General features: G+C 37.9%; 23 protein-coding genes. 17 read left to right on the top strand and 6 right to left on the bottom strand.

Features of this window, described 5'->3' with window-relative positions:
- Positions 1–90: 90 nt before the first annotated feature.
- The gene (locus F3G76_RS09885) at positions 91–1056 is read left to right on the top strand and encodes a hypothetical protein (RefSeq protein WP_149706600.1); all 966 of its coding nucleotides are present in this window, start codon (positions 91–93) and stop codon (positions 1054–1056) included.
- 72 nt (positions 1057–1128) lie between these two features.
- Here the strand turns inward: F3G76_RS09885 and F3G76_RS09880 are convergent, their stop codons facing one another.
- Together F3G76_RS09880 and F3G76_RS09875 are read right to left on the bottom strand one after the other, a co-directional pair.
- Complete coding sequence (locus F3G76_RS09880) at positions 1129–1581, bottom strand: hypothetical protein (RefSeq protein WP_107930689.1); 453 nt, start codon at positions 1579–1581, stop codon at positions 1129–1131.
- A 22-nt stretch (positions 1582–1603) separates the two neighbouring features.
- A complete protein-coding gene (locus tag F3G76_RS09875) occupies positions 1604–2017 on the bottom strand; it encodes a hypothetical protein (protein WP_149706599.1) in 414 nt (137 codons plus the stop codon).
- Between the two features lie 186 nt (positions 2018–2203).
- Between F3G76_RS09875 and rplU the strand changes: the two genes are divergently transcribed.
- A complete protein-coding gene (gene rplU, locus F3G76_RS09870; protein ID WP_002942523.1) occupies positions 2204–2518 on the top strand; it encodes a 50S ribosomal protein L21 in 315 nt (104 codons plus the stop codon).
- An 11-nt stretch (positions 2519–2529) separates the two neighbouring features.
- Positions 2530–2787: a 50S ribosomal protein L27 gene (gene rpmA, locus F3G76_RS09865; protein ID WP_002942569.1), complete on the top strand. Its 258-nt coding sequence runs from the start codon at positions 2530–2532 to the stop codon at positions 2785–2787.
- A gap of 44 nt (positions 2788–2831) precedes the next feature.
- Here rpmA and F3G76_RS09860 read toward each other — a convergent pair whose 3' ends face one another.
- From F3G76_RS09860 to uvrA, 4 genes are read right to left on the bottom strand one after another with little or no spacing between them, the layout of a single operon-like run.
- Entirely contained in the window at positions 2832–3938 is a 1107-nt protein-coding gene (locus F3G76_RS09860; RefSeq protein WP_149706598.1) for a glycosyltransferase, read from the bottom strand.
- A gap of 3 nt (positions 3939–3941) precedes the next feature.
- Positions 3942–5216 carry an O-antigen ligase family protein gene (locus F3G76_RS09855; protein WP_148823896.1) on the bottom strand — a complete coding sequence of 425 codons (1275 nt, stop codon included), beginning with the start codon at positions 5214–5216 and terminating at the stop codon, positions 3942–3944.
- Entirely contained in the window at positions 5213–6295 is a 1083-nt protein-coding gene (locus tag F3G76_RS09850; RefSeq protein ID WP_148823897.1) for a glycosyltransferase family 4 protein, read from the bottom strand. The genes F3G76_RS09855 and F3G76_RS09850 overlap by 4 nt, the downstream gene beginning before the upstream one ends.
- A gap of 45 nt (positions 6296–6340) precedes the next feature.
- Positions 6341–9169, bottom strand: a complete 2829-nt coding sequence (gene uvrA, locus F3G76_RS09845) for an excinuclease ABC subunit UvrA (protein WP_149706597.1) — start codon at positions 9167–9169, stop codon at positions 6341–6343.
- Between the two features lie 174 nt (positions 9170–9343).
- Here uvrA and F3G76_RS09840 point away from each other — a divergent pair, with 174 nt between their 5' ends.
- The 14 genes from F3G76_RS09840 to F3G76_RS09775 all read left to right on the top strand — a co-directional run bounded on the left by F3G76_RS09840 (position 9344) and on the right by F3G76_RS09775 (position 21427).
- Complete coding sequence (locus tag F3G76_RS09840; RefSeq protein ID WP_002942606.1) at positions 9344–9628, top strand: NADH-quinone oxidoreductase subunit I; 285 nt, start codon at positions 9344–9346, stop codon at positions 9626–9628.
- A gap of 102 nt (positions 9629–9730) precedes the next feature.
- Entirely contained in the window at positions 9731–10144 is a 414-nt protein-coding gene (gene ndk / locus F3G76_RS09835; protein ID WP_002942517.1) for a nucleoside-diphosphate kinase, read from the top strand.
- 14 nt (positions 10145–10158) lie between these two features.
- The gene (locus tag F3G76_RS09830; RefSeq protein WP_148823899.1) at positions 10159–10518 is read left to right on the top strand and encodes a DUF177 domain-containing protein; all 360 of its coding nucleotides are present in this window, start codon (positions 10159–10161) and stop codon (positions 10516–10518) included.
- Between the two features lie 11 nt (positions 10519–10529).
- A complete protein-coding gene (gene rpmF / locus F3G76_RS09825) occupies positions 10530–10676 on the top strand; it encodes a 50S ribosomal protein L32 (RefSeq protein ID WP_002942540.1) in 147 nt (48 codons plus the stop codon).
- Positions 10677–10679: 3 nt separating this feature from the next.
- Entirely contained in the window at positions 10680–11669 is a 990-nt protein-coding gene (plsX, locus tag F3G76_RS09820; RefSeq protein ID WP_012001307.1) for a phosphate acyltransferase PlsX, read from the top strand.
- Positions 11670–11672: 3 nt separating this feature from the next.
- On the top strand, positions 11673–12677 hold the full coding sequence (locus F3G76_RS09815; protein ID WP_149706596.1) for a beta-ketoacyl-ACP synthase III: 1005 nt from the start codon (positions 11673–11675) through the stop codon (positions 12675–12677).
- 197 nt (positions 12678–12874) lie between these two features.
- Complete coding sequence (locus tag F3G76_RS09810) at positions 12875–13474, top strand: peroxiredoxin (RefSeq protein WP_002942572.1); 600 nt, start codon at positions 12875–12877, stop codon at positions 13472–13474.
- A gap of 123 nt (positions 13475–13597) precedes the next feature.
- Entirely contained in the window at positions 13598–14680 is a 1083-nt protein-coding gene (locus tag F3G76_RS09805) for a PilZ domain-containing protein (protein WP_103567624.1), read from the top strand.
- A gap of 8 nt (positions 14681–14688) precedes the next feature.
- Positions 14689–16977, top strand: a complete 2289-nt coding sequence (locus F3G76_RS09800) for an ATP-binding protein (protein ID WP_149706595.1) — start codon at positions 14689–14691, stop codon at positions 16975–16977.
- A gap of 59 nt (positions 16978–17036) precedes the next feature.
- Positions 17037–17648: a glycerol-3-phosphate 1-O-acyltransferase PlsY gene (plsY, locus tag F3G76_RS09795; protein ID WP_149706594.1), complete on the top strand. Its 612-nt coding sequence runs from the start codon at positions 17037–17039 to the stop codon at positions 17646–17648.
- Positions 17645–17971 carry a dihydroneopterin aldolase gene (locus F3G76_RS09790; RefSeq protein ID WP_149706593.1) on the top strand — a complete coding sequence of 109 codons (327 nt, stop codon included), beginning with the start codon at positions 17645–17647 and terminating at the stop codon, positions 17969–17971. Before plsY ends, F3G76_RS09790 begins: the two co-directional genes overlap by 4 nt.
- Positions 17972–18047: 76 nt before the next feature.
- Entirely contained in the window at positions 18048–18719 is a 672-nt protein-coding gene (hsrA, locus tag F3G76_RS09785; RefSeq protein WP_002942555.1) for a homeostatic response regulator transcription factor HsrA, read from the top strand.
- Between the two features lie 38 nt (positions 18720–18757).
- Positions 18758–19975 carry a sensor histidine kinase gene (locus tag F3G76_RS09780; RefSeq protein ID WP_188116305.1) on the top strand — a complete coding sequence of 406 codons (1218 nt, stop codon included), beginning with the start codon at positions 18758–18760 and terminating at the stop codon, positions 19973–19975.
- A gap of 3 nt (positions 19976–19978) precedes the next feature.
- Positions 19979–21427, top strand: a complete 1449-nt coding sequence (locus tag F3G76_RS09775; RefSeq protein WP_149706592.1) for a Ppx/GppA phosphatase family protein — start codon at positions 19979–19981, stop codon at positions 21425–21427.
- Positions 21428–22027 lie beyond the last annotated feature (600 nt).

The following is a 22027-nucleotide window of genomic DNA, read 5'->3' as shown; positions in this document are numbered from 1 at the left end:
TATCCGCTAAATTTAAATTTTGCAATTCAAAAAAAACTAAGCCATTTTAGGCGTTTTTGGCTAAAATTAGCAAAAATAAGGAGACACAAAATGTCATTTTTAGAAGGCTTATTTAATATTTTCAAAGCTAAAAAACCACCAAAAAGCGACGAAGAGCTACTTTTAGACGAGTATGCAAGCATTTACGCTGAAATAAAAGAGAAAAATTTAAATGAATACGACTTTTTGTGTGAGCTCATACGATTACTCTCTTTTTCAAGAGCTAGACGCTACGACTTTTGCCTTGAAAAGTGCCTAGCTGATGGCGACGCCGAGGCACTAAATGATCTCATTTTTCAATACGCCAAGCTAAATTTACTCCCAGGATGCAGCGGTGGATATGACCAGTGCGAGAAGCTCATACCGGCATTTTTTGCTATCGCTTGTGGTGACACAGATAGTATGGCAAACATCTTTCCAAAAGGCCTGCCACCTAGCAAAAACGGCTATAAATTTCTATGTGTTATGCATGATCTGCTCACGGCGATGCTTTGGCAAGATGAAAATTTACTCGCCCCTGCCCTAGAAAAAGCTCGCACTTTTGCAGAGTCTAAAAAGCCAGCAAACGAAAGAGAAGCGGTTAAATTTGTGCTTGCCTTGCATGAAAAAGATACGGCTGCTATGAGCGAGCATTTGCAGAAATTTTGCGCCACTTTTGGCAGGACAGATGCACCTAAATTTGAAAAACGCCTCTACATCTTTGCGCACGGACTTCATGCCTTGGCACGCTACTTTTTACCACTTGAGCTCTTTAAAGAGATAAAGCTACCAAAAAATGAAAATTTCAGTAAATTTTACGCACAAAGGCTCTTTCAAAATGAAATTCCCAAGCCAAAACTTTATTTTGTTTTCCCGCCTGAGCTTGAACTGATAAATGTGATCTTAAGCGCACCAGTAGCTAAAACGCTAGTATATCAGCCACATTTGCCAAGTGACAAAACATTTTTCTTAGATCACACATCTATGATAAGAAATTTAGCTGATGAGATTATAGTTGCCAAAGAGAGTGTATTTTAAAAATTTAAGCAATAAGATTACAAAAAAGAATGACCTAAAATTTAAGCCATTCTTTGTATCTTGTTATCATTGTTATTTCTGAGCTTCTTCTGGTTCGTCTTCTTCATACTCTTCTTCGCAATATTCACAAGTAAACAAAAACTCTACCAAAGGATAAAAAAATGTTTGAGCTAAAAGAACAACAGGCCATGCTATAACTATTTTTGTAATTGTTATTATAAAAACATTTAAAAAGCCGCTGTTATATTTAGATGTATTTGTAAACGTAAAAGTAGCAAAAAACACAAACAACCCCAAAAGAGTATAAAAAATAATATTTTCTGCGTTTGTTGTTGAGTGCTTATCACTATCAACAAGTAAATAAAAAAGAAATAACAAAAGCGCACCACCAAAGAAGCTCGGTATAACACAATAAAGCAAATTTGCAGTACTAGAATACACAAGCACCTTTTGTCTTATGCTCTGAATTATGCCAATAAGCGTACAAAACAAGATAAATCCTACTAAATACAAGAAAAATGTCACACAAACTCCTTAACTATAAATTCTAAATATTCGAGTTGAGATTGTTGAAACGTTGAAATTTCACTTTCTTTTTCAAAAAAATATTATTTTCAACATTTAAAACAAGTAATTTTTCTTTTTTAGCTAAATCCTGTATAAAATTCATAGATTCACCAAATGACCTAATAGCTAAAAACAAAATATCAATTGTTTTTACATTAAAAGCAAATCTAACATTTTCCTTTACAATAGCTAAAGTATCCCCAGATGAGCAAATGGCTATGTTAAGATCTTTATATCTTAATAGGATTTGAACATCCTTATATGTATTTGTTGAAGAAAAATCAGAAGGCTCTATTTTTTGAGCACCATTTTTTATAAGAAAATTTGCAAAAGAACAAAGAAGTGTTGTTTTTCCGCGATTGCAACTACCTCTTATTGTAATAATAGCTTTCATTTTCTTCCTTTAAAAAGTTTATTCAATTATACCCCCCCCCCTCATTAAAACAATCTTAATATTTGCTTATTTAATTTAGAATTTATAAACTTTTGGCTAATATTCACACCTTACAACCAACAAAGCTCCATAAATCTTTTGCAAAAAAGTGCTTTTTGGTCTTACCAAATTTTAGAAAGGTAGAGTATGTCAAAATACGCTATATTTAAGCATGGCGGTAAGCAATATCGTGTTAGCGAGGGCGAGTTCCTTAAGCTAGATCACTTTAGTGCTGAAGCTAAATCAACCGTTGAGATTACAGAAGTTTTAGCTGTAAATGACGGCGAAGTAAAGGTAGGTGCGCCATTTGTTAAGGGTGCAAAAGTTGTTCTTGAGGTCGTTAATGAAGGCAAAGACAAAAAAGTAGTTATCTACAAAAAACGCAGACGTAAAGACTCAAAACTAAAACGCGGCTTTAGAAGACAATTTACACGTGTAAAAGTCGTAAGTATCGCAGCTTAAGGAGATAAGATATGGCACACAAAAAAGGTCAAGGTTCAACCCAAAATAACCGTGATAGTATCGGACGCCGATTAGGTGTTAAGAAATTTGGTGGCGAGTTCGTTCGTGCTGGAAATATAATCATCCGCCAAAGAGGAACAGCTACTCACGCTGGAAATAACGTAGGTCTTGGCAAAGATCACACTATTTTTGCATTAGTCGATGGCTTTGTAAAATTTGAAAGACTTGATAAAAACAGAAAAAAAGTATCTGTTTATCCAGCTGCATAATCCCAGGGGCGTTTGCCCCTTTTTCTTTTAAATCCACCCAAAATTTAATTTATCTTTTCTAATTCTTTGATTATTTTTATAGCTCTATTTTTCCAAGTATTTTTACTCATACTTTCATAGGCATTTTTTGAAATTTTATTTAGCTCTTCATTGTTTAAAGTCTTTATATAGTTAAATTTCTCTTCTAAACTTTTTTCATCACCCGCTTCATATAAAAAACCGTTTTCGCCATCTTTTACTATTTCAGCAACTGGTGGGAAATTTGGAGCCAAGACGACATTTGAATTTGCCATATATTCAAAAAGCTTTAATGGAGTGCTATAAAGCGAATAATCACTTTTTACACTAGGTATTATCAAAATAGTATTGTTTTCAATAAGACTTTTTACAACTTCATTTTGAGGCAGCAATCCTTTAAAACATACCAAATTTTCAATCTCTCTTTCTTTAAGAGTGTTTTTTAAAGTCATAAAACTATTTCCGCTATTTTTGCCATAAAGTTCTAGTTTTATACTAGTTTTTAAGGCAAAATCTAGCATCAAATCAAGGCCTTTCCATAGTAAGAATGAGCCATAATAGTTTATACTTGAAAAATCAAAATCTTTCTTCTTAAAATCATAATCTTGCTTGCAACCGTTATAAACAACTGCCGAATTTACTATTTGTAAGCCGAAAAATTTTCTAAGCTCGTTTAGCGTACTGCTATTGTGCGAAAATACAAAATCGGCATTTTGTAGTATCTCTTTTTCCATATTATAAAGTGCTTTGTTACCTAAAGTAAAACACTCATGCGCTTCAAATACAACCTTTTGATCGGGCATTTTATTTTCTAGTAAAAATTTAGCTATTTTTAAATGTCTCGTATAAAATATTGCGTCTTTATTTGAGTAGTTATTTATTATCTTTTTTAGAAAAAAATTAAAAATTTTATTACTTTTTAAAAATAGAATCTTTTTTCTTACAAACAATATGTCATTAGCTTTTAGCTTTAAAGCGAATTTCTCATTTACCTCATTTAAATTTAAAGGAGACTGCGGTAAAACCAGCTTAGCATCGCACATATTACTAAGCTCAAAAAATGTATTTAGTATTGCTATCTCTCTTGCATTACCTTGCGGAATTTGTTCTGGATATATGTAAAACAGTTTCATAAATCACTCCTTGTTTTTGCACAAAAACACTATAAAAAGACCAAGCATTACATAAAGATGAGTAAAGTACATAGTTTCAAATAATCCCCTAAATATATAAGTGCAAAGTATGCTTCCAAATATTGCTATATAAAATTTGTTGTTTGACATATACCTTTTAAAAGAAACAAAAAGAATATAAAAAACAAGCGCAACAAAAAAAGCAGTACCTACTACACCGTAATGATAATACTGGCCAATAAATACTGGCTCGTCATGATGCGGATACTTAGTTCCATCAGCGCCTACACCAGTTGGACCAAGGTCATCATTATTAACATTTTTGTCATTTAAAAATTTAGTATATTGTTTACCACCAAAACCTATACCTATGTAAGCTCTATCAGAGCTAAAAAGAAGCGGCAACCTCTTTGTTAAAATATCTCCTCTACCAGAAGTATAAAATCCTTGAGCAACTTTTAACTGCAAAAGCGTAGAGTTATGATAGATGCAAGCAGAGGCGGCAAGTAAAAATAGGCAAAATATCATAGATTTTTTATTTATAAGATTAATTTTTTCATTTTTAAAAGTTAGAGCCAACATAACCATCAAACTTAGGGCAAGTGCAAGCCATGAACCCCTAGCACCTGTAAGCAAAATAAAAACTAAACTAACAATAATGTTAAAAACTATGATAAAAAATTTGTAAAAATTATTTTTGATAAAAAATATTGAGACCAAAGAAAAAATAAATAAACTATCAAAAAAGCCTGCATAAAATCTATCTATAGGTTGCGTCCATTGGTCTTTTTCATTTTTTAAATTTAAAAGAGTGCCATCTTCTATCCCTTTTATAAAAAAATGTATATTATCTATACTAAGTGCTGCAACCATAGCAAAAAATAACCATTTTGAGTTTTTATAGCTACCATCATGCCAAAGAAGAACGATAAAAATAAATATAAACACTCTTTTAAATTCATTAAGCGCTGAAAGTGCTGCATTTTGCGTAGCATCATAAGGAAAAAATGATATGCCAAAAACATATAAATTTAAAAGCAAAAATAGCAACAAAATAGCTTTATTGTTCTTTGCATTGTTCTTTATATTTTGTACAACATTTTTAGTATCGACTGCAAAAAGGATCAATGTTAAAAATAGAGCTAAATATATGGCTAAATTTTTAATAGCAGTTATGTGTTCGTTATACTGACCTATTAGGAACAAAGATAAAAAAATTAAAATTGCTATATTTAAATATCTGCTAGCTTTTAGCTTTTCTTGGAAAAATCCTTTCATACCTCAACTAGCTCCTGTGCAAATTTTGACCACTCATACATGCCTTTCATACTCTCTCTTGGTCTTAAATTTTCTATATTTTCTAGCGTTAAATTTATCTTTTCTATCATGTCACTTTCATCAGAAATTTTAAATTTATACCCATTTACTCCGTCTTTTATGATCTCTTTCATGCCACCGTTTATGCTAACTACGCAAGGCTTATTAGCTGCTAATGCCTCAATGACGGTTATACCAAAAGCTTCATGGCCTATGCTTGGTTGCAAGTAGACATCGCAAGCGTTATAGTACTCATTTAGCTCATCATGTCCGATAGCACCAACAAAAACGACCTTTTGACTTAAGTTAAGCTTAGCTGCTAACTCTTTTAGGCTTTGTAAATTTTCTCCATCGCCAACTAGCATAAATTTGGCATTTTTGATCTTGTCTATATTTTTTACCATCATACCAAAGCCTTTCCAGCCAACTACTCTACCAACGCTTCCTATCAAAATTTCATCACTTTTTATACCAAATTTCTCTCTTGTCTTCTCTTTTAGTGATGCATCTGGATAAAACTTCTCTTTATCTACGCCATTATAAACGACTTTAACCTCTCTGCCATATCTTTCTCTTAAAATCTCTGCATTTGCGTCGCTAACGCTAATGATCTTATCTATAAATTTGATAAAAAATTTATCAAAAAAGTAAAAATCCTCGCCACCGCTTACAAATACTGCTTTTAAATTCTTATCACGCCTCTTTAAAGCCCATGCAACAAAAAAATCAAATGGTTTATGCACAACTAAAATATCAAATTTCTCAGACTCTAAAAATTTTCTGGCATTAAAATAAAAACTAACTCTTTCAATAAATTTTCTAAATCTATTGCCTATTTTTACGACCTTTTCCCTAGGGCAAAAACCAAACATCTTTAGATCAATGCTACTGTCTTTTAAAAATGCTGGTATAAATTTACCTCTACCAGTACAAATGGTCACCTCGTGTTCTTTGATAAGCTCCTTTGCGACTGAGTAGTAAAATGTCTCAACACCGCCAATTTTTAGTGCAGTTGTCACGTTATAAAGCAATATTTTCAAAATTTATCCCTTAATTTTTTCATAATATTAGCATAAAAGCTGGTCTTATTTTTTCTTCATCTCTTCACGCTCTTGTGCTAGAAATTCCCCTGTGTAGCTGCCAGTTTTTTTGTAGTTTTTAGCCACCTCTTTTACATTGCCGCACGCTATCACTTTACCGCCTTTTGCGCCACCTTCTGGTCCCATATCTACGATATAGTCGCAGTTTTTGATGACATCCATATTATGCTCGATCACAAAGACCGAATTTCCAAGATCGACCAGATGATTTAGCACCTTTACTAGCCTATCAACATCGGCAAAATGAAGTCCAGTCGTTGGCTCATCAAGGATATAAAGCGTATTTCCAGTGTCGCTTCTACTAAGCTCTTTTGCTAGCTTCACGCGCTGCGCCTCGCCGCCACTAAGTGTGACTGCATTTTGTCCAAGCGTTATGTAGCCAAGCCCCACGTCTTGCAGCGTGGTGAGCTTTGAAGCGATCTTTGGCACAGCTTTGAAAAACTCAACCGCCTCATCTATGCTCATGTTTAGCACTTCGGCGATGTTTTTGCCTTTGTATAAAATTTCCAAGGTCTGAGCGTTATATCTAGCGCCATTACAAACATCACAAACCACGTTTATATCAGGCAAAAAGTGCATCTCGATCGTGATCTCGCCCTCGCCTTGGCACTTCTCGCAGCGCCCTCCTTTGACGTTGAAGCTAAAGCGCCCTATTTTATAGCCTCTAAGTTTGGCCTCTTTAGTCTGCGCAAACAAATTTCTTATCTCATCCATCACGCCAGTGTATGTCGCTGGATTTGAGCGTGGAGTGCGGCCGATCGGGCTTTGATCAAGGTATATGACCTTGTCTAAATTTTCAAGTCCGCTTAAATTTACCCCAGCTATTTTTTTTACTTTTTTAGCTCTATTTAGCTGCTCCTGCGCCTCTGGGAGCAAGGTCTGAAGCACTAGCGAGCTCTTGCCAGATCCTGAGACACCAGTTATGCCAACGAGATTTCTAAGCGGAAATTTAGCGGTTAAATTTGAGATATTGTTGATATTTACGTTTGAAATTTCAAGCCACTTCTCAGCCTTTCTATTTTTTTGATAGTCGATCTTTTTCTTGCCATTTATATATTGTGCAGTCTGGGTGTTTGAACCCAAAAGCTCTTTTGCCGTGCCTGCAAAGACCACGCTACCGCCAAATTTACCAGCTCCAGGGCCGATATCTACGATATAGTCAGCCTCCTCTATCGTCTTTTTATCATGCTCGACGACGATTACGGAGTTGCCTTTAGCTTGCAAATTTCTAAGCGTCTTTATGAGTTTTAACGTATCTCGCTCGTGAAGGCCGATACTTGGCTCATCAAGCACATACATGACGCCACTGAGCCCACTTCCTATCTGGCTCGCGATCCTGATGCGCTGTGCCTCGCCACCGCTGATCGTCCTGGCATCGCGCCCGAGTGACAAGTAGCCAAGTCCCACGTCGTACAAAAAGAAAAGTCTCTCGTTAATCTCTTTTAAGATAGGCTTTGCGATCGCCTTGTCGTAGTCGCTTAGGTAAGCAAAATTTTTCTCATTTGAGAAAAATGCGGTGCAGTTTTCTATGCTCATATCCAAAATTTCACCAAGCCCAAGGCCAGCGACCTTGACCGCTAAGCTTTGAGGCTTTAGTCTGTGGCCGTTGCAAGCGTCGCAAATTTTCTCACTCATATACTCGTCAAAGTCCTTATAGTCCTTCAAAAGACCGTGTGAAATTTTAACTACTCCGTCAAATTTTCTAAGCAGCTTGTTTCTCTTCCAAAAAAACGAAACCTCCTTGACATTGCCATATAAAACAAGCCTCTTTTCATCTTCACTAAGCTCGTAATAGGGCTTTTTAATGTCGATCTCATTTTGCTCACAAAAAGCAAGTAAAAATTTATAGTAATAGCTCATATTGTAGCCGTAAAGTAGCTTGATAGCGCCGTTTTCTATCGACTTTTCCTCGTCGATGATCTTGCTCATATCTAGGCTATATCTTATGCCAAGTCCGTCGCAGTGCTCGCAAGCGCCCTTTGGCGAGTTAAAGCTAAAGCTTAGCGGCTCAAGCGGCGTAAATGAAATTTTGCAGTCAAAACAAGCCATGTGCTCGCTGTAATGTATAAAACTCTCTTTTAAGCCAAGCTCGTCGGCATTTGCGATCTCTATCTCGACCTCACCAAAGCTCTCATTTAGCGCCTTTTCCACGTCGCTTGCAAGACGCTCGTGATTTTGCTCATCGATGGCGATCCTATCAACGATGACCTTTATCGTATGTTTTTTCGTTTTTGCAAGCTCGATCTCCTCATCAAGCCTCACCACTACGCCATCTATCTGCGCCCTTACAAAGCCTTTTTGGCGTAAATTTTCGATCAGATCCGCCCATGTTCCCTTTTTCTCACGAACTAGCGGCGCATAGATGATCACTTTTGCGCCAAGTGGGAGCTTTGAAATTTCATTTATGATGTCGCTCGCACTCATTTTTGAGATAGGTTTGCCGCATTTATGGCAGTGCTGCACGCCAACCCTTGCGTATAAAAGCCTTAGATAATCATAAATTTCAGTAATTGTGCCAACCGTTGAGCGAGGATTTTTTGAAGTTGTCTTTTGATCGATCGCGATTGCAGGCGTTAGGCCCTCGATCTTATCGACGTCAGGCTTGCCCACGCGGTCTAAAAACTGCCTAGCGTAGCTGCTAAGACTCTCCATATACCTGCGCTGCCCCTCAGCATAGAGCGTGTCAAAGGCTAGTGTGCTCTTGCCGCTTCCGCTAAGACCGGTAAAAACTACTAATTTATTTTTAGGAATTTCAAGGTTTAAATTTTTAAGATTGTGCTCTCTTGCACCAGTTATTTTTATAGTATCATTCATTAAATTTATACGACCTTTTTAAAATTTTAATCTGTAAATTTAGTCTAAAAGTGATAAAAACTTTATAAATGTAGTTTAGAGAAATTAAGCGTGTTATGAAAATTTAAGAGTATATTTATATCATTTTCAGTTTTTTTTGATATTCTACGCCAAAATTTTATTTAAGGAGAAAAAATGTCTGTAAAAATAACCGATATATGCATAAGCTGTGGTTCATGCATCGATGAGTGTCCAGTTTCAGCTATTGTAGATGATAGCGACAACCCAACTGGAGCAGATACATACTATGTTTATTCAAACAAATGCGTTGAGTGCGTAGGTTACAACGACGAGCCAGCCTGTGCATCTGCCTGTCCAACTGATGGTTGCATCGTTTGGGACGCCGTAGTAGCAGGACAACCTTCACGTGATCAAATCGGTGCTGACGCTCGCACTGGCAGCACTCCAGTTATCCAATAAATTTACAAAATTTAGGCTCAAATTTGAGCCTATTTTATTTTTAAGCTTTATTTGATATAATTGCCAACTTCATTTAAATAACCTAAATTTTAAGGAAAATTTATGCAAAGAACACTTTCTATTATTAAGCCTGACGCTGTTAAGAAAAATGTTGTTGGAAAGATTATAGATAGATTTGAAAGCAATGGCTTAAGAATCGCAGCTGCAAAGAAAATAAAACTTAGCAAATGCGATGCAAAAGCATTTTATGCAGTTCATAAAGATAGACCTTTCTTCAACGATCTAGTTGATTTTATGGTAAGCGGACCAGTTGTGGTTATGGTTTTAGAGGGCGAAAATGCAGTTGCTAAAAACCGCGAGCTAATGGGTGCAACTAACCCAAAAGAAGCAGCTCCTGGTACTATTAGAGCTGATTTTGCTGATAGCATTGATGCAAACGCAGTTCACGGAAGCGACAGCCTAGAAAACGCTGTAAATGAGATAAATTTCTTCTTTGCTTCAAGAGAAATTTGCTAATTTTGGACTAAAACTTGATTATTCCGTTTTCTAAAATAGCAAACAAAGAGATAAACTTTGAGCTAGTAAGAAACAATGATCTAGTTTTTAGTGGAATTTTAAAAAGAAAAGACCCTTTTTTAGTAAAATGCCATGGCACTATAAAGGGTGAGATAAAATATATTTGTGATCGATGTGGTGATGAATTTATGTTGCCTATCGATCAAGACGTAGAGCTAAATTTAAGTGACGGTGTCTATAAAGACAGAGAAAATGAGCTTAGCGATACGGTTGAATTTTTTGATGGCAATATTGATTTAAAAGAAGTTTTTGAAAGTGAGCTAGAAGCTTTTAAGAGCGATTATTTTTATTGTGAAAAATGTAAAAATTTATAAAGGAGAGTAAAATGGCAGTACCAAAGCGTAGAGTGAGTCATTCTCGTGCAGCAAAACGTAGAACACATTACAAAGTTACACTTCCAGTGCCTGTAAAAGACAAAGATGGTTCTTGGAAAATGCCTCACCGCATAAACAAAACAACAGGTGAATACTAAAATATGATTCGCATTGCTATTGATGCTATGGGTGGTGATTTTGGTGCAGAGCCTATAATATCTGGCGTTATTGAAGCACTGAAAGAGGCAGAATTTAAAGCTGTATTAGTTGGCGATAGCAATGCCATAAAACCACTCATCCCACAACCCTATTTAAAAAATATAGAATTTATAGAAGCTACTGAAGTCATCTCGATGTCAGACGGAGCGACAGACGCACTAAAAAGAAAAGATAGCACGATCTACAAAGCTGTTGAGCTTTTAAAAGAAAAAGAAGTCGATGCTGTCGTTTCTGCTGGTCACAGCGGTGCTACTATGAGTTTAGCTACGTTAAGAGTTGGTAGATTAAAAAATGTATCTCGTCCAGCGATCGCTACACTTATGCCAAATTCAAAAGAGACAGCTACTTTGGTTTTGGACGTTGGTGCAAATGTTGATTGCAGAAGCGAACACTTATTTCAATTTGCCATAATGGGCGAAGCCTATGCAAAAGAAATTCTAGGCAGAAAAGAGCCAAAAGTGGGTCTTTTGTCAAACGGCGAAGAAGAGAGCAAAGGCAATGAAGTCAGCAAAGAGGCCTTTAAACTAGTTTCTAGGCTTGATAGCTTTGTTGGCAATGCAGAGGGCAATCAAATTTTTGATGGCAGCATTGATGTCATGGTTTGCGACGGTTTTATGGGAAATATCCTACTAAAAACAAGCGAAGGCGTCGCTGATGCCATAGGCAAGATCATCAAAAAGCAAGTCAAAAAATCACCTCTTGCTATGGCTGGATCAGTGCTTATGAGAAAAGTCTTTAAAACTCTAAAAAAACAAGTCAGTTACGATGAGTATGGCGGTGCTCCGCTTCTTGGTGTAAATGGCTGCGTCATCATAAGCCACGGCAAAAGCAACTCAAAAGCTATAAAAAATGCAATCTTTCAAGCAATTAAATTTGCTAACTCGAATATAAATAAAGTTATAGAAGAAGAACTTTCACACTTTGCAAGGTAAAATATGCCAAAAGCTTCATTGATCTCCATTGCGTCGTATGTCCCAGAAAAAATTTTAACAAATTTTGATTTTGAAAAAATGGTCGACACGAGCGATGAGTGGATAGTGAAGCGAACCGGTATAGAGCAAAGACATATCGCAACGACTGAGATAACAAGCGATCTTGGCACAAAAGCTGCCGAGCTAGCTATAAAGCGCTCAGGGCTTGAAAAGTCACAAATCGACGCGGTAATCTGCGCTACGATATCTCCAGATCATCTTTGCATGCCTTCAACTGCATGCAAGATAGCTTCAAATTTAGGATTAAATTTTGGCATTACAGCTTTTGATATAAGTGCGGCATGCACAGGATTTATCTATCTCTTAGAGATTGCAAATTCTCTTATCATAAGCGGTGCTAAGAAAAATGTTTTGATCATAGGAGCTGAAAAACTAAGCTCGATAATCGACTACACAGATAGAAGCACATGCATACTTTTTGGTGACGGAGCAGGAGCAGCAGTGATAAGTGCTAGCGAAGAAAACGAGATCATCGACATCCACACTGCAAGCGATGGCAGACAGGCTGAGCTTTTGATAACTCCAGGATGTGGTAGTGCATTTCCAGCTAGCGATGAGACGCTAAAAAATAGACTAAATTTCATCCACATGAGCGGAAATGAGGTCTTTAAGATAGCGGTTCAAACGCTTAGCAAAAGCGTGATAGAAATTTTACATGCAAACAAAATGCAAAGCAAAGATATCGACTTTTTCATACCTCATCAAGCAAATATCAGGATAATAGACGCCGTAAAAAATAGGCTAAATTTCACTGACGAGCAGTGTGTTTTGACGGTTGCAAAATATGGCAACACAAGCTCTGCGTCGATCCCAATGGCGATAAATGATGCTTACGAGGATGGACGCATCAAAAATGGCTCAGTTTTGCTTCTTGATGCATTTGGCGGTGGCTTTACTTGGGGTTCGGCGATACTAAAATTTGGTGGTAGAAATTTTAGCGATCTGTAATTAACCACTTCTATACCCAAAACTCTAAATTTAATAAAATTTCTACAACATCCTCTATAAATTTTAAAAAATTTCCATTCATTTTCAAATGCATATTAAAATTACACTGTTTTAAATTTCTAGATCTATTTAATTAGAATTTAAATTTTTATGGATATAATTTCGCAATCAATAAAATTTATTATTAAGGAGAAAATATGTTAGTAACAAAAAAAGCACCTGACTTTACAGCTGCAGCAGTTTTAGGAAACAATCAAATCGTAAATGATTTCAACCTTTACAAAAATATCGGCGAAAAGGGCGCTGTTGTCTTCTTCTACCCAATGGACTTTACATTTGTTTGCCCAAGCGAGATCATCGCATTTGATAAAAGATATGACGAGTTCAAGTCACGCGGTATCGAAGTTATCGCAGTTTCTTGCGACAACCAGTTCTCACACTTTGCATGGAAAGAGACTCCAGTAAATAAAGGCGGTATCGGCAAAGTTCGATTCCCGATCGTAGCTGACATGACAAAATCAATCGCTCGCGGCTTTGACGTACTTCTAGAAGACGCTGGCGTAGCACTTCGCGGATCATTCTTACTAGACAAAGATGGCACAGTTCGCCACGCAGTTATAAACGACCTACCACTTGGCAGAAACATCGACGAGATGATTAGAATGGTAGATACTATGCTATTTACAAACGAGCACGGCGAAGTTTGCCCAGCTGGCTGGCACAAAGGTGACGCTGGTATGAAACCAAGCACTGAAGGTGTTGCTGACTACCTTTCACACAACGAAAGCAAACTATAATTATTCAAAATTTCTAGGCAGCTTTGCCTAGAAATTTCTTCTCTACACAAATTTAAATATTTTTTTAATATAACTTTATATATGATAGCGATGTTTTAATAAATAACCTTTTTTGGAGACCCCATGGAGTTTAAGGGCAGGCAAGAACTTGTCGAAAATTGCGAGGATTGCATACTTGGTTTAAGAGCTAAATTTATAGATGAGGGTATCAAATTTTGCAGACAACTAACCCTTGTGGTGCCACACGAGCAGATGAAAATTTGCCTTGAGAGTATCTTTGACGCGCTACTCATCCAAAAACCAAATGCCACACAAATTCGCGACGACTTAAACAGCCTAATACCAAAACTAAACGCAAAAGACGAGCTGATAAATTTCTTGCTCTTAAATTTGACACTAAATTTTAGTCATGCCTGCGACGATGCAGTCTATGTGGGCTACTTTGTAAATGCCGTCTCAAGGTTGAAAGAAATTTTATATAACGCTGAAAATCATCAAGAGACCACAGTAAAAGAGATGATCGATACTGGCTCATTTTTCTACGAAGATCCGATCAACACATTTACACGCATGAAAAACGCCAAGGTCCGCCCTGAATTTTTAAATTTATACGACGGACTAAATATAAAATACGAAGCCGAAATTTTAGAGGTTAAAGAAGATAGCGTCGTTTTTCGCGTAGATATGATGCAAATTTTAGCCATGAAGCAAGATGGCAAGGGCTTTATCCTGCCAAATAGCTTCTTCTCAAAGCAACTTCGCGCCGACATCATCGACTACAATATCGCCGATAAAAGCGTCACTCTTTCAAATTTCTCGCGCACAGCGACCATGCATGCAAACAAAAGAAAATTCCAGCGCGTCTTACCAAACCGCTTTACCAAAATTTCTCTAAAAGGAGAGCAAGGCGAGCTTGTTGGCAGCCTTTATGACATCTCAGAGGGCGGCATAAGTATATTGAGCTCACAAGCTACAAATTTTAAAGACGGCGAAGAGTTAGAGGCAAATTTTGACATCTTGCTCTCACCAGATGAAGTAAAAAATGTCTCTTTAAAGCTAAAACTTGTCACCGAGCTAGCATACAAGGGCTACATCAGATACTGCATGCAGCTAGTTGATGATGATAAAACGATAAAAGACTTCACGCAAAAGCGCGTCAAAGAGACGCTTGACGAGCTTCGCTCACGCATAAATTTATACGAATAAGGCAATTAGTGAAAACCATACAAGAAAATTTAAAACTTTTTTACATCGGACTAAAAGATAAAGAGCCATTTTTTTATAAAAACAAGGACCTAACCACCCATGCAGCAATCATTGGTATGACTGGTAGCGGCAAAACGGGCCTTGGTATCACGCTTTTAGAAGAGGCCTGCATAGACAACATCCCCTCTATCATCATCGATCCAAAGGGCGACATCACAAATTTAGCCCTCACCTTTCCGCAGATGAGGCCGGAGGATTTTTTACCATACGTCGATGAAGCAGAAGCGGCAAACAAAGGTCAAAGCGTAGAGGAATTTGCCGCCTCTCAGGCCGAGCTTTGGAGAAACGGCATAGAGTCTAGCTTTCAAGACCTTGAGCGCGTAAAAATTTTAAAAGATAGCGCTAGCTTTAACATCTACACACCAAAAAGCTCATCTGGCATAGGCGTGGCGCTACTTAGCGACTTTGCTTGTCCTAATATTAGTGACGAGGAAATTTTTAGCAACTATATAAATTCGCTAGCAGCCTCGGTGTTATCGCTTATTGGCATGAGTTCTGAGGATATGAGCTCAAAAGAACAGCTGCTAATATCCACTATATTTGAGAGCAAATTTAAAGAGCAAAAAGACGTCAGCATCGAAGAGCTCATAAATTTCATAGCAAATCCGCCGTTTAAAAAGATAGGCGTTTTTGACGTGGATACCTTCTATCCAAGCAGTGAGCGCCTAAAGCTTGCCATGAAGATAAACGCACTCATCGCAAGTCCAAGCTTTAAGGGCTGGACGCAGGGCGTTAGACTTGAAATTTCAAAGATGCTTTTTGACGAAAACGGCAAAGCAAAGTGCAACATCTTTACGATCTCACACCTAAATGACGCTGAGAGGATGTTTTTTGTCACCCTTTTACTAAACGAGATCATCGCGTGGATGCGCGGCACAGAGGGCACTAGCTCACTTAGAGCGATCCTATATATGGATGAAATTTTTGGCTTTTTTCCGCCAAACGCAAATCCGCCGTCAAAAACGCCTATGCTCACGCTCTTAAAACAGGCTCGTGCATTTGGTCTTGGCTGCGTTTTAAGCACGCAAAACCCGGTCGATCTTGACTACAAAGGTCTTAGCAACATCGGCACTTGGTTCATCGGCCGCCTCCAGACAGCGCAGGACAAAGCCCGCGTGATCGATGGCCTAAGTGGCATCGCAGGCTCAAGCTTAGACAAAGCCTCGCTTGAGAGCCTCATATCAAATTTAGCCAAAAGAAATTTCTTACTCAAAAATATAAACGAGGACGGCTTAAGCGTCATCTCCACACGATGGGCACTTAGCTATCTAAAAGGTCCGCTTAGCCGCGAGCAAATTTCAAATTTAATGAAAGATAAAAAAGAAAATTTAAGTAGCCAAGGCGTAGATAAAAGCGAGATGAAATTTAGCGCAAAACCTATCATCTCAAGTGCGATCACGCAGCTCTACACCAACTCAAAAAGCCTCACACCAAATTTACTAGCAAGTGCAAAGGTGAGAATTTATGATGCTAAAAAAGGGATAGACAGCATTTGCGAGGTGAGCTATCTTTATGAGCTTAGTGAAAACGACAAAGAGCCAAACTGGAGCGAGGCTAGCGAAGGCATGCGCGTTGATGCAAGAGAAAATGAGCCAAGCGGTGCAAGCTTTGCTGCTGTGCCAAATTTCATAACGAGCGCTAAAAATTTTGACACTTTAGAAAAAGATTTTAAAGAGTTTTTATATAGAAATTTCAAATTTAACACCTTTGAGGCGATGGGAATTTACTCAAAAGAAAACGAGTCAAAAGAGGAGTTTTTCATAAGGCTTCAGGATAAGTGCAATGAAATTTTAGAGGAGCAAACCGCAAAACTCACGGCTAAATTTGAAAAAGAGCAAAAGAGCTTGCAAGATAAGCTAAATAAAGCCCTTGCAAAGCTTGAAAAAGAGCAAAAAGATATGACAGCAAGCGGCCTTGACGCAGCTATAAATATAGGCGCAAGCATATTTGGAGCGATATTTGGCAACAAGCTCTTATCTCGCCAAAACGCGGGCAAGATCGCATCAAGTGCCAGAAGCGCAAACAAGGTCTTAAAAGAGCGAAGCGACGTCAAGCTTAGCGAGCAAAGCGTAAATGATATAAGCTTAGCCATAAGCGAGCTTGAAGAAAAATTTGCACAAGAGTGCGATGCACTAAAAGAGGCAAATGATGTAAAAAACATCGCCATCAACGAAACGCAAATTTCGCCAAAGAAAAGCGACGTCTACGACGAAAAAGTCGTGCTTTTGTGGAGATGATTTATAAAAAAATTAGTATTTTTTTAATATCATTTCTCTTTAAATTTAAAAGGTAAAATATGCAAAATTTAATACTTTATGCCATTAGCTACCTGCTTGGTAGCATCCCATCAGGGCTCATACTAGCAAAAATTTTTGGCCATGTTGATATAAAAAAAGAGGGCAGCAAAAGCATAGGCGCGACAAATGTTTTAAGGGTTTTAAAGCAAACAAACCCAAAACTCGCCAAAAAACTAGCCATTTTAACCGTAGTTTGTGACGTTTTAAAGGGCGTTTTGCCACTCATCATAGCCTCTTTGCTTGGAGCTAGCCAAAGCGTGCTTTGGACGATGGCAGTTTTAAGTGTGGCAGGGCATTGTTTTTCTATATTTTTAGGCTTTCAAGGTGGCAAAGGCGTGGCAACTGGGGCTGGCGTGCTCGCATTTTTCTTACCAGTTGAGATAATAATCGCTCTTGTCGTTTGGTTTTTGGTCGGTAAATTTTTAAAGATAAGCTCTCTAGCCTCGCTATGCGCGTTGATAGCTCTCATCGCATCAAGCTTTATCATTCACCCAGAGCTTGATGAAATTTACACTCACGCACCGATACTTATCATCGCATTTTTGGTAGTTTATAAACACATACCAAATATCGTTCGCCTGCTTTCAGGCAAGGAGCAAAAAGTCGTATGAAAAGCGAAATAACAACGATCATTAAGGATTATAAATTTCAAACCGTTATCGGGATGTTTGACTTTGAGCGAGTTGCAAAGCAAGAGGTAAAAGTAAGCTTAGAATTTCGCTCAACTAGCTTGATTGATTATGTCTTGGTGGCTGATTTTATAAAAGACTTTTACAATGAGATGAAATTTCAAAGCGTAGAAGAGTCACTGGAAGCAACCTGCAAAGCACTAAAAGATAGGTTTAGCTCGCTTACTAGCTTAGATATGGAGATTTTAAAAACCGAGATTTTACCAAATGCAATCGTCGGTGCAAAAATCAGCACTGTTTTTTAAAAATTTATTAAAGTATCTTGAAATATTTCTTAATTTATGATACAATCGACCATAAATTTTAGTTTAAGGAAAAGAAATGCGTATTTTAATAGTAGAAGACGAAGTAACGCTAAATAAGACGATTGCTGAGGGGTTGCAAGAGTTTGGTTATCAGACAGATAGCTCTGAAAATTTCAAAGACGCTGAGTACTACATCGGCATCAGAAACTATGACTTAGTTTTGACTGACTGGATGCTTCAAGATGGTGACGGCGTCGATCTTATAAACATCATAAAACATAAATCTCCACGCACCTCAGTCGTAGTTCTTTCTGCAAAAGACGACAAAGAGAGCGAGATAAAAGCACTTAGAGCTGGCGCTGATGACTACATCAAAAAACCATTTGATTTTGACATTTTAGTGGCTAGACTAGAGGCTAGACTACGCTTTGGCGGCACAAATATCATCAAAATAGACGAGCTTATCATCAACCCTGACGAAGAGAAGATCACATATCTTGGCCGCGACATCGAGCTAAAGGGTAAGCCATTTGAGGTGCTAACTCACCTTGCAAGACACTCAGATCAAATCGTATCTAAAGAGCAACTACTTGACGCTATCTGGGAAGAGCCAGAGCTCGTAACTCCAAACGTTATCGAGGTTGCTATCAACCAAATCCGCCAAAAAATGGACAAACCGCTAAATATTTCGACAATAGAAACTGTTAGAAGACGCGGATATAGATTTTGCTTTCCCAAAAAAGCTTAAGAAATAGATTTATACTGCAATTAGCATCTGGTGCGATGATGCTAATTGCCGTTGTTTCGGTGATGCTCTATCACTACATAAGAGTTACCGTTTTTCAAAGCGTAGTTAGTGAGCTAAACCAGCAAGCCACAGCTTACAAAAACAATCCACAAAATTTCAATCCTAACAATCTAAAAACTTTTACTATAGAAATCCCAAACAAAACTTTAGCCACCGTAAAAGCGGGCGAGCTTAAAGGTGAAAAGCCCTACCTTGTGATGCAAAAGATAAAAGATGAGAGCATAACCACTCTAACAACGAGACTAGATGACAGTAGCTACTTAGTCCTAGAAAAAGAGACGACACTTCAAAGCCGCATAGTAGAAGAAATTTTTATAGATATTATAATTGTAAACGTCACAGCGATACTTTTGGTGCTATTTTATGCACTATTTTTATCAAGAATGCTTTTAATACCTATAAAAATTTTAAGTCACAAGCTTACAAATTTAGATGAGAAATTTCTAAAAGAGATCGATATCAAAAGCCTGCCAGACGAGTTTTTACCACTTGGTAATAGCATAAATAGGCTAATTACTCGCATACAAACTTTTGTCTTATACCAAAAAGAGCTCTTTGTAGGCGTTGCACACGAGCTAAAAACTCCACTTGCTGTCATGAAAACCAAAAACGAAGTTACGCTTTTAAAACCACGCGAGAGCGAAAAATACATAGAAGCGCTAAAATCAAACAACGAAGCGATCAACGGCATGAACGCTATGATAGGCTCTGTCCTTGAGATAGGTCGTCAAGAGGGCGCGCAGTTTGAAGAGCCGGTAAATACCGACGTGATCGCATTTTTAAAAAAACTAGGCAAAAACTACGAGGTGCTGGCAAAAGGCGACGAGAAACATCTCGTACTCGATCTAAAGCCTGAAATTTTTAACCTAAATATCCAAACCAGCCTACTAACTCACATCGTGCAAAATTTCGTTCAAAATGCTATCAAATTTTCTCCAAAAAATAGCACGATTACGATTAGCTCAAGGCTTGAAAAGAGTAAATTTATCATTGAAGTAACCGACGAGGGCATGGGTATAGACGAGAGTAAGGACTTGTTTGCTCCATTTAAAAGATACGGCAACAAAGGTGGTGCTGGACTTGGACTATTTCTCGCAAAAGGCGCAGCACAGGCGCTTGGCGCTGAGATATCTATCAAAAATAGAGAGGGTGCAAGCGGAGCCGTCGCGAGCCTTGTCTTAAATTTAAAAGGATAAAAAATGGCAAAACGAACCGCAGTGATCGACCTTGGCTCAAATTCTATGCGTATGGCGATATTTGAGCGCACATCACGCTTAGCATTTTTTATACTAGCTGAATACAAAACCAAAGTGCGACTAGGCGAAGGTGGATACGGCTCAAACAACGAAATTTCAGAAGCTTCAATGCAAAAAGCGATCAAAGCTTTTAGCGAATTTGATAACATTATAAAAAGCTATAAATGCTCCAAAGTCCTATGTGTAGGCACTTCAGCGCTTAGAGATGCTCCAAACTCAGGCGTTTTGATCTCTCTTTTAAGAAAAAAACTTGGCATAAATTTAAAAGTCATTGACGGCAAAGAAGAGGCTACTTTTGGAGCGATAGCGGCTAAAAATTTGCTTCACAATCTAGTCGAGTGCGTCACAATCGACATCGGCGGAGGCTCGACCGAGCTTGCTAGGATAAGCAACGGCAAGATAGTCGATGTCCTCTCGCTTGATATAGGCACAGTGAGGCTAAAAGAGCTATTTTTTGATAAGAAAAATTTAAACAAACTACCAAAATTTCTGGCGCAGATCACGGCGCAGATAGATGAGCGATTTAAGTGCCCAAATTTAATAGCGATCGGCGGCTCTTTAAGAGCAATCTCATCAGCCATAATGAGTAAAAATTTATATCCGCTCTCATCACTGCATGGCTTTTGCTACAAGCTTAGCGACGAGCAAGCCTACATTGAGAGCATCGCAAACGTTAGCGTGCTTGAGCTAAATAAATTCCCTATAAAAAAGGATAGATACGATACCATTAGAGAGGGCGCACATATATTTTTAGCCCTTGCCAAGGCGCTAAATGCCAAAAATGTCATCACAAGTGGCGTTGGCGTAAGAGAAGGCGTCTTTTTAAAAGACTTTTTGCGCCCAAGTCTTAAATTTCCAGAAAATTTTAACCCAAGCGTCAAAAGCCTACAAGACCGCTTCATCCTCTCTTGCAACAAAGCCGTGGCAAGATATGCAAAGGATATTTTTGTGGCGCTTAGAAAACTTCATGGGCTAAATGAGAGCTATCTTGAGACACTGCTAATTGCTGCAAAGCTCCACAATGTCGGTCAAGAGATAGGCTTTTACGGCGATCACAAAAACTCGGCTTATATCATACTAAATGCCCTAAACTACGGCTTCTCACACGAGCAAAAGACACTAATAGCCGCAGTCATCGACACAAATGGCAAGAAAAATATTTATGAGTTTGAAAAGTATAAAAATTTATTACCAAAGGCTGAGTGCGTAAGGTGGCTAAGCTTCATCCTTGCGCTAGCCAAGGCACTTGATATAACCTGTGAGAAGTTAAATTTAAGCTTTGAGTTTAGCGGCCACACGCTAAAAATAGAGGGCGCAAAAGAATTTGCTATGGCAAAAGAAGAGATAAAAAAGATCGCAAAACCTGAAATTTTTGCCATTTCGTTTGTGTAAATCAAAAAGCTAGCGATCAAATTTATAAATTTATTTTCTAAAAATAAAAAAAAAAGGGGGGGGTAAAGGCTTCTATTTTACTTTGTAGGCTCGCAATGCAAGTCAGATACGAAGTCCCCCCCCCCACTCTTTTTATCCTTCAGCACACGTTCAAAGTATGCAATAGTGCCAAAGTGCCATGTTCTTAGTGTGAAACAAATTTTAAAATTTCATGAACGAGTAATTTCGGCTCTAAAATTTGAGCTAAGCGGTAAGCGAAGCCAAATTTTAGTAGTCAATTCTTGTGAGTGAGTGAAATTTTAAAATTTGCAAAGACAGCTTGACTAAATTTGTAAATTTCTTTTTATTCAAAAGGGAGACAAGGGGACTTGAATTTTGCTTCGCAGGCTCGCAACTGCAGGGCAGACACGAAGTCCGTCCCCTTATCCCCCTTTTTAAATCCCCTGTCTGCTTGCAGTTACGAGACGAAGCCCAAGTAAAAACCCCTCGCACATTCAAAGGGGCATGCAATAGTGCTAAAGCACTGCATGCGATTTATTGAAATTCTAGTAAATTTTCAAATTTATGAGCGAGCATATCACGGCTCTAAATTTAGTGCTA

It is taken from the genome of Campylobacter concisus (genome assembly GCF_902460575.1).
In the GTDB taxonomy this organism is placed as follows: domain Bacteria; phylum Campylobacterota; class Campylobacteria; order Campylobacterales; family Campylobacteraceae; genus Campylobacter_A; species Campylobacter_A concisus_AW.
The sequence above is the reverse complement of the archived record's forward strand: the minus strand, read 5'-3'. Positions and strand labels throughout refer to the sequence as shown.

What these genes read in the sequence shown, in the direction of transcription:
- F3G76_RS09815 (WP_149706596.1), top strand. Translation starts at nt 11,673, where the DNA reads ATGCCAAAAGCTTCATTGATCTCCATTGCGTCGTATGTCCCAGAAAAA.
- F3G76_RS09805 (WP_103567624.1), top strand. Translation starts at nt 13,598, where the DNA reads ATGGAGTTTAAGGGCAGGCAAGAACTTGTCGAAAATTGCGAGGATTGC.
- plsY (WP_149706594.1), top strand. Translation starts at nt 17,037, where the DNA reads ATGCAAAATTTAATACTTTATGCCATTAGCTACCTGCTTGGTAGCATC.
- F3G76_RS09885 (WP_149706600.1), top strand. Translation starts at nt 91, where the DNA reads ATGTCATTTTTAGAAGGCTTATTTAATATTTTCAAAGCTAAAAAACCA.
- F3G76_RS09775 (WP_149706592.1), top strand. Translation starts at nt 19,979, where the DNA reads ATGGCAAAACGAACCGCAGTGATCGACCTTGGCTCAAATTCTATGCGT.
- rplU (WP_002942523.1), top strand. Translation starts at nt 2,204, where the DNA reads ATGTCAAAATACGCTATATTTAAGCATGGCGGTAAGCAATATCGTGTT.
- rpmF (WP_002942540.1), top strand. Translation starts at nt 10,530, where the DNA reads ATGGCAGTACCAAAGCGTAGAGTGAGTCATTCTCGTGCAGCAAAACGT.
- F3G76_RS09855 (WP_148823896.1), bottom strand. Translation starts at nt 5,216, where the DNA reads ATGAAAGGATTTTTCCAAGAAAAGCTAAAAGCTAGCAGATATTTAAAT.
- F3G76_RS09840 (WP_002942606.1), top strand. Translation starts at nt 9,344, where the DNA reads ATGTCTGTAAAAATAACCGATATATGCATAAGCTGTGGTTCATGCATC.
- F3G76_RS09860 (WP_149706598.1), bottom strand. Translation starts at nt 3,938, where the DNA reads ATGAAACTGTTTTACATATATCCAGAACAAATTCCGCAAGGTAATGCA.
- F3G76_RS09790 (WP_149706593.1), top strand. Translation starts at nt 17,645, where the DNA reads ATGAAAAGCGAAATAACAACGATCATTAAGGATTATAAATTTCAAACC.
- uvrA (WP_149706597.1), bottom strand. Translation starts at nt 9,169, where the DNA reads ATGAATGATACTATAAAAATAACTGGTGCAAGAGAGCACAATCTTAAA.
- F3G76_RS09875 (WP_149706599.1), bottom strand. Translation starts at nt 2,017, where the DNA reads ATGAAAGCTATTATTACAATAAGAGGTAGTTGCAATCGCGGAAAAACA.
- F3G76_RS09810 (WP_002942572.1), top strand. Translation starts at nt 12,875, where the DNA reads ATGTTAGTAACAAAAAAAGCACCTGACTTTACAGCTGCAGCAGTTTTA.
- ndk (WP_002942517.1), top strand. Translation starts at nt 9,731, where the DNA reads ATGCAAAGAACACTTTCTATTATTAAGCCTGACGCTGTTAAGAAAAAT.
- rpmA (WP_002942569.1), top strand. Translation starts at nt 2,530, where the DNA reads ATGGCACACAAAAAAGGTCAAGGTTCAACCCAAAATAACCGTGATAGT.
- F3G76_RS09780 (WP_188116305.1), top strand. Translation starts at nt 18,758, where the DNA reads ATGCTAATTGCCGTTGTTTCGGTGATGCTCTATCACTACATAAGAGTT.
- hsrA (WP_002942555.1), top strand. Translation starts at nt 18,048, where the DNA reads ATGCGTATTTTAATAGTAGAAGACGAAGTAACGCTAAATAAGACGATT.
- plsX (WP_012001307.1), top strand. Translation starts at nt 10,680, where the DNA reads ATGATTCGCATTGCTATTGATGCTATGGGTGGTGATTTTGGTGCAGAG.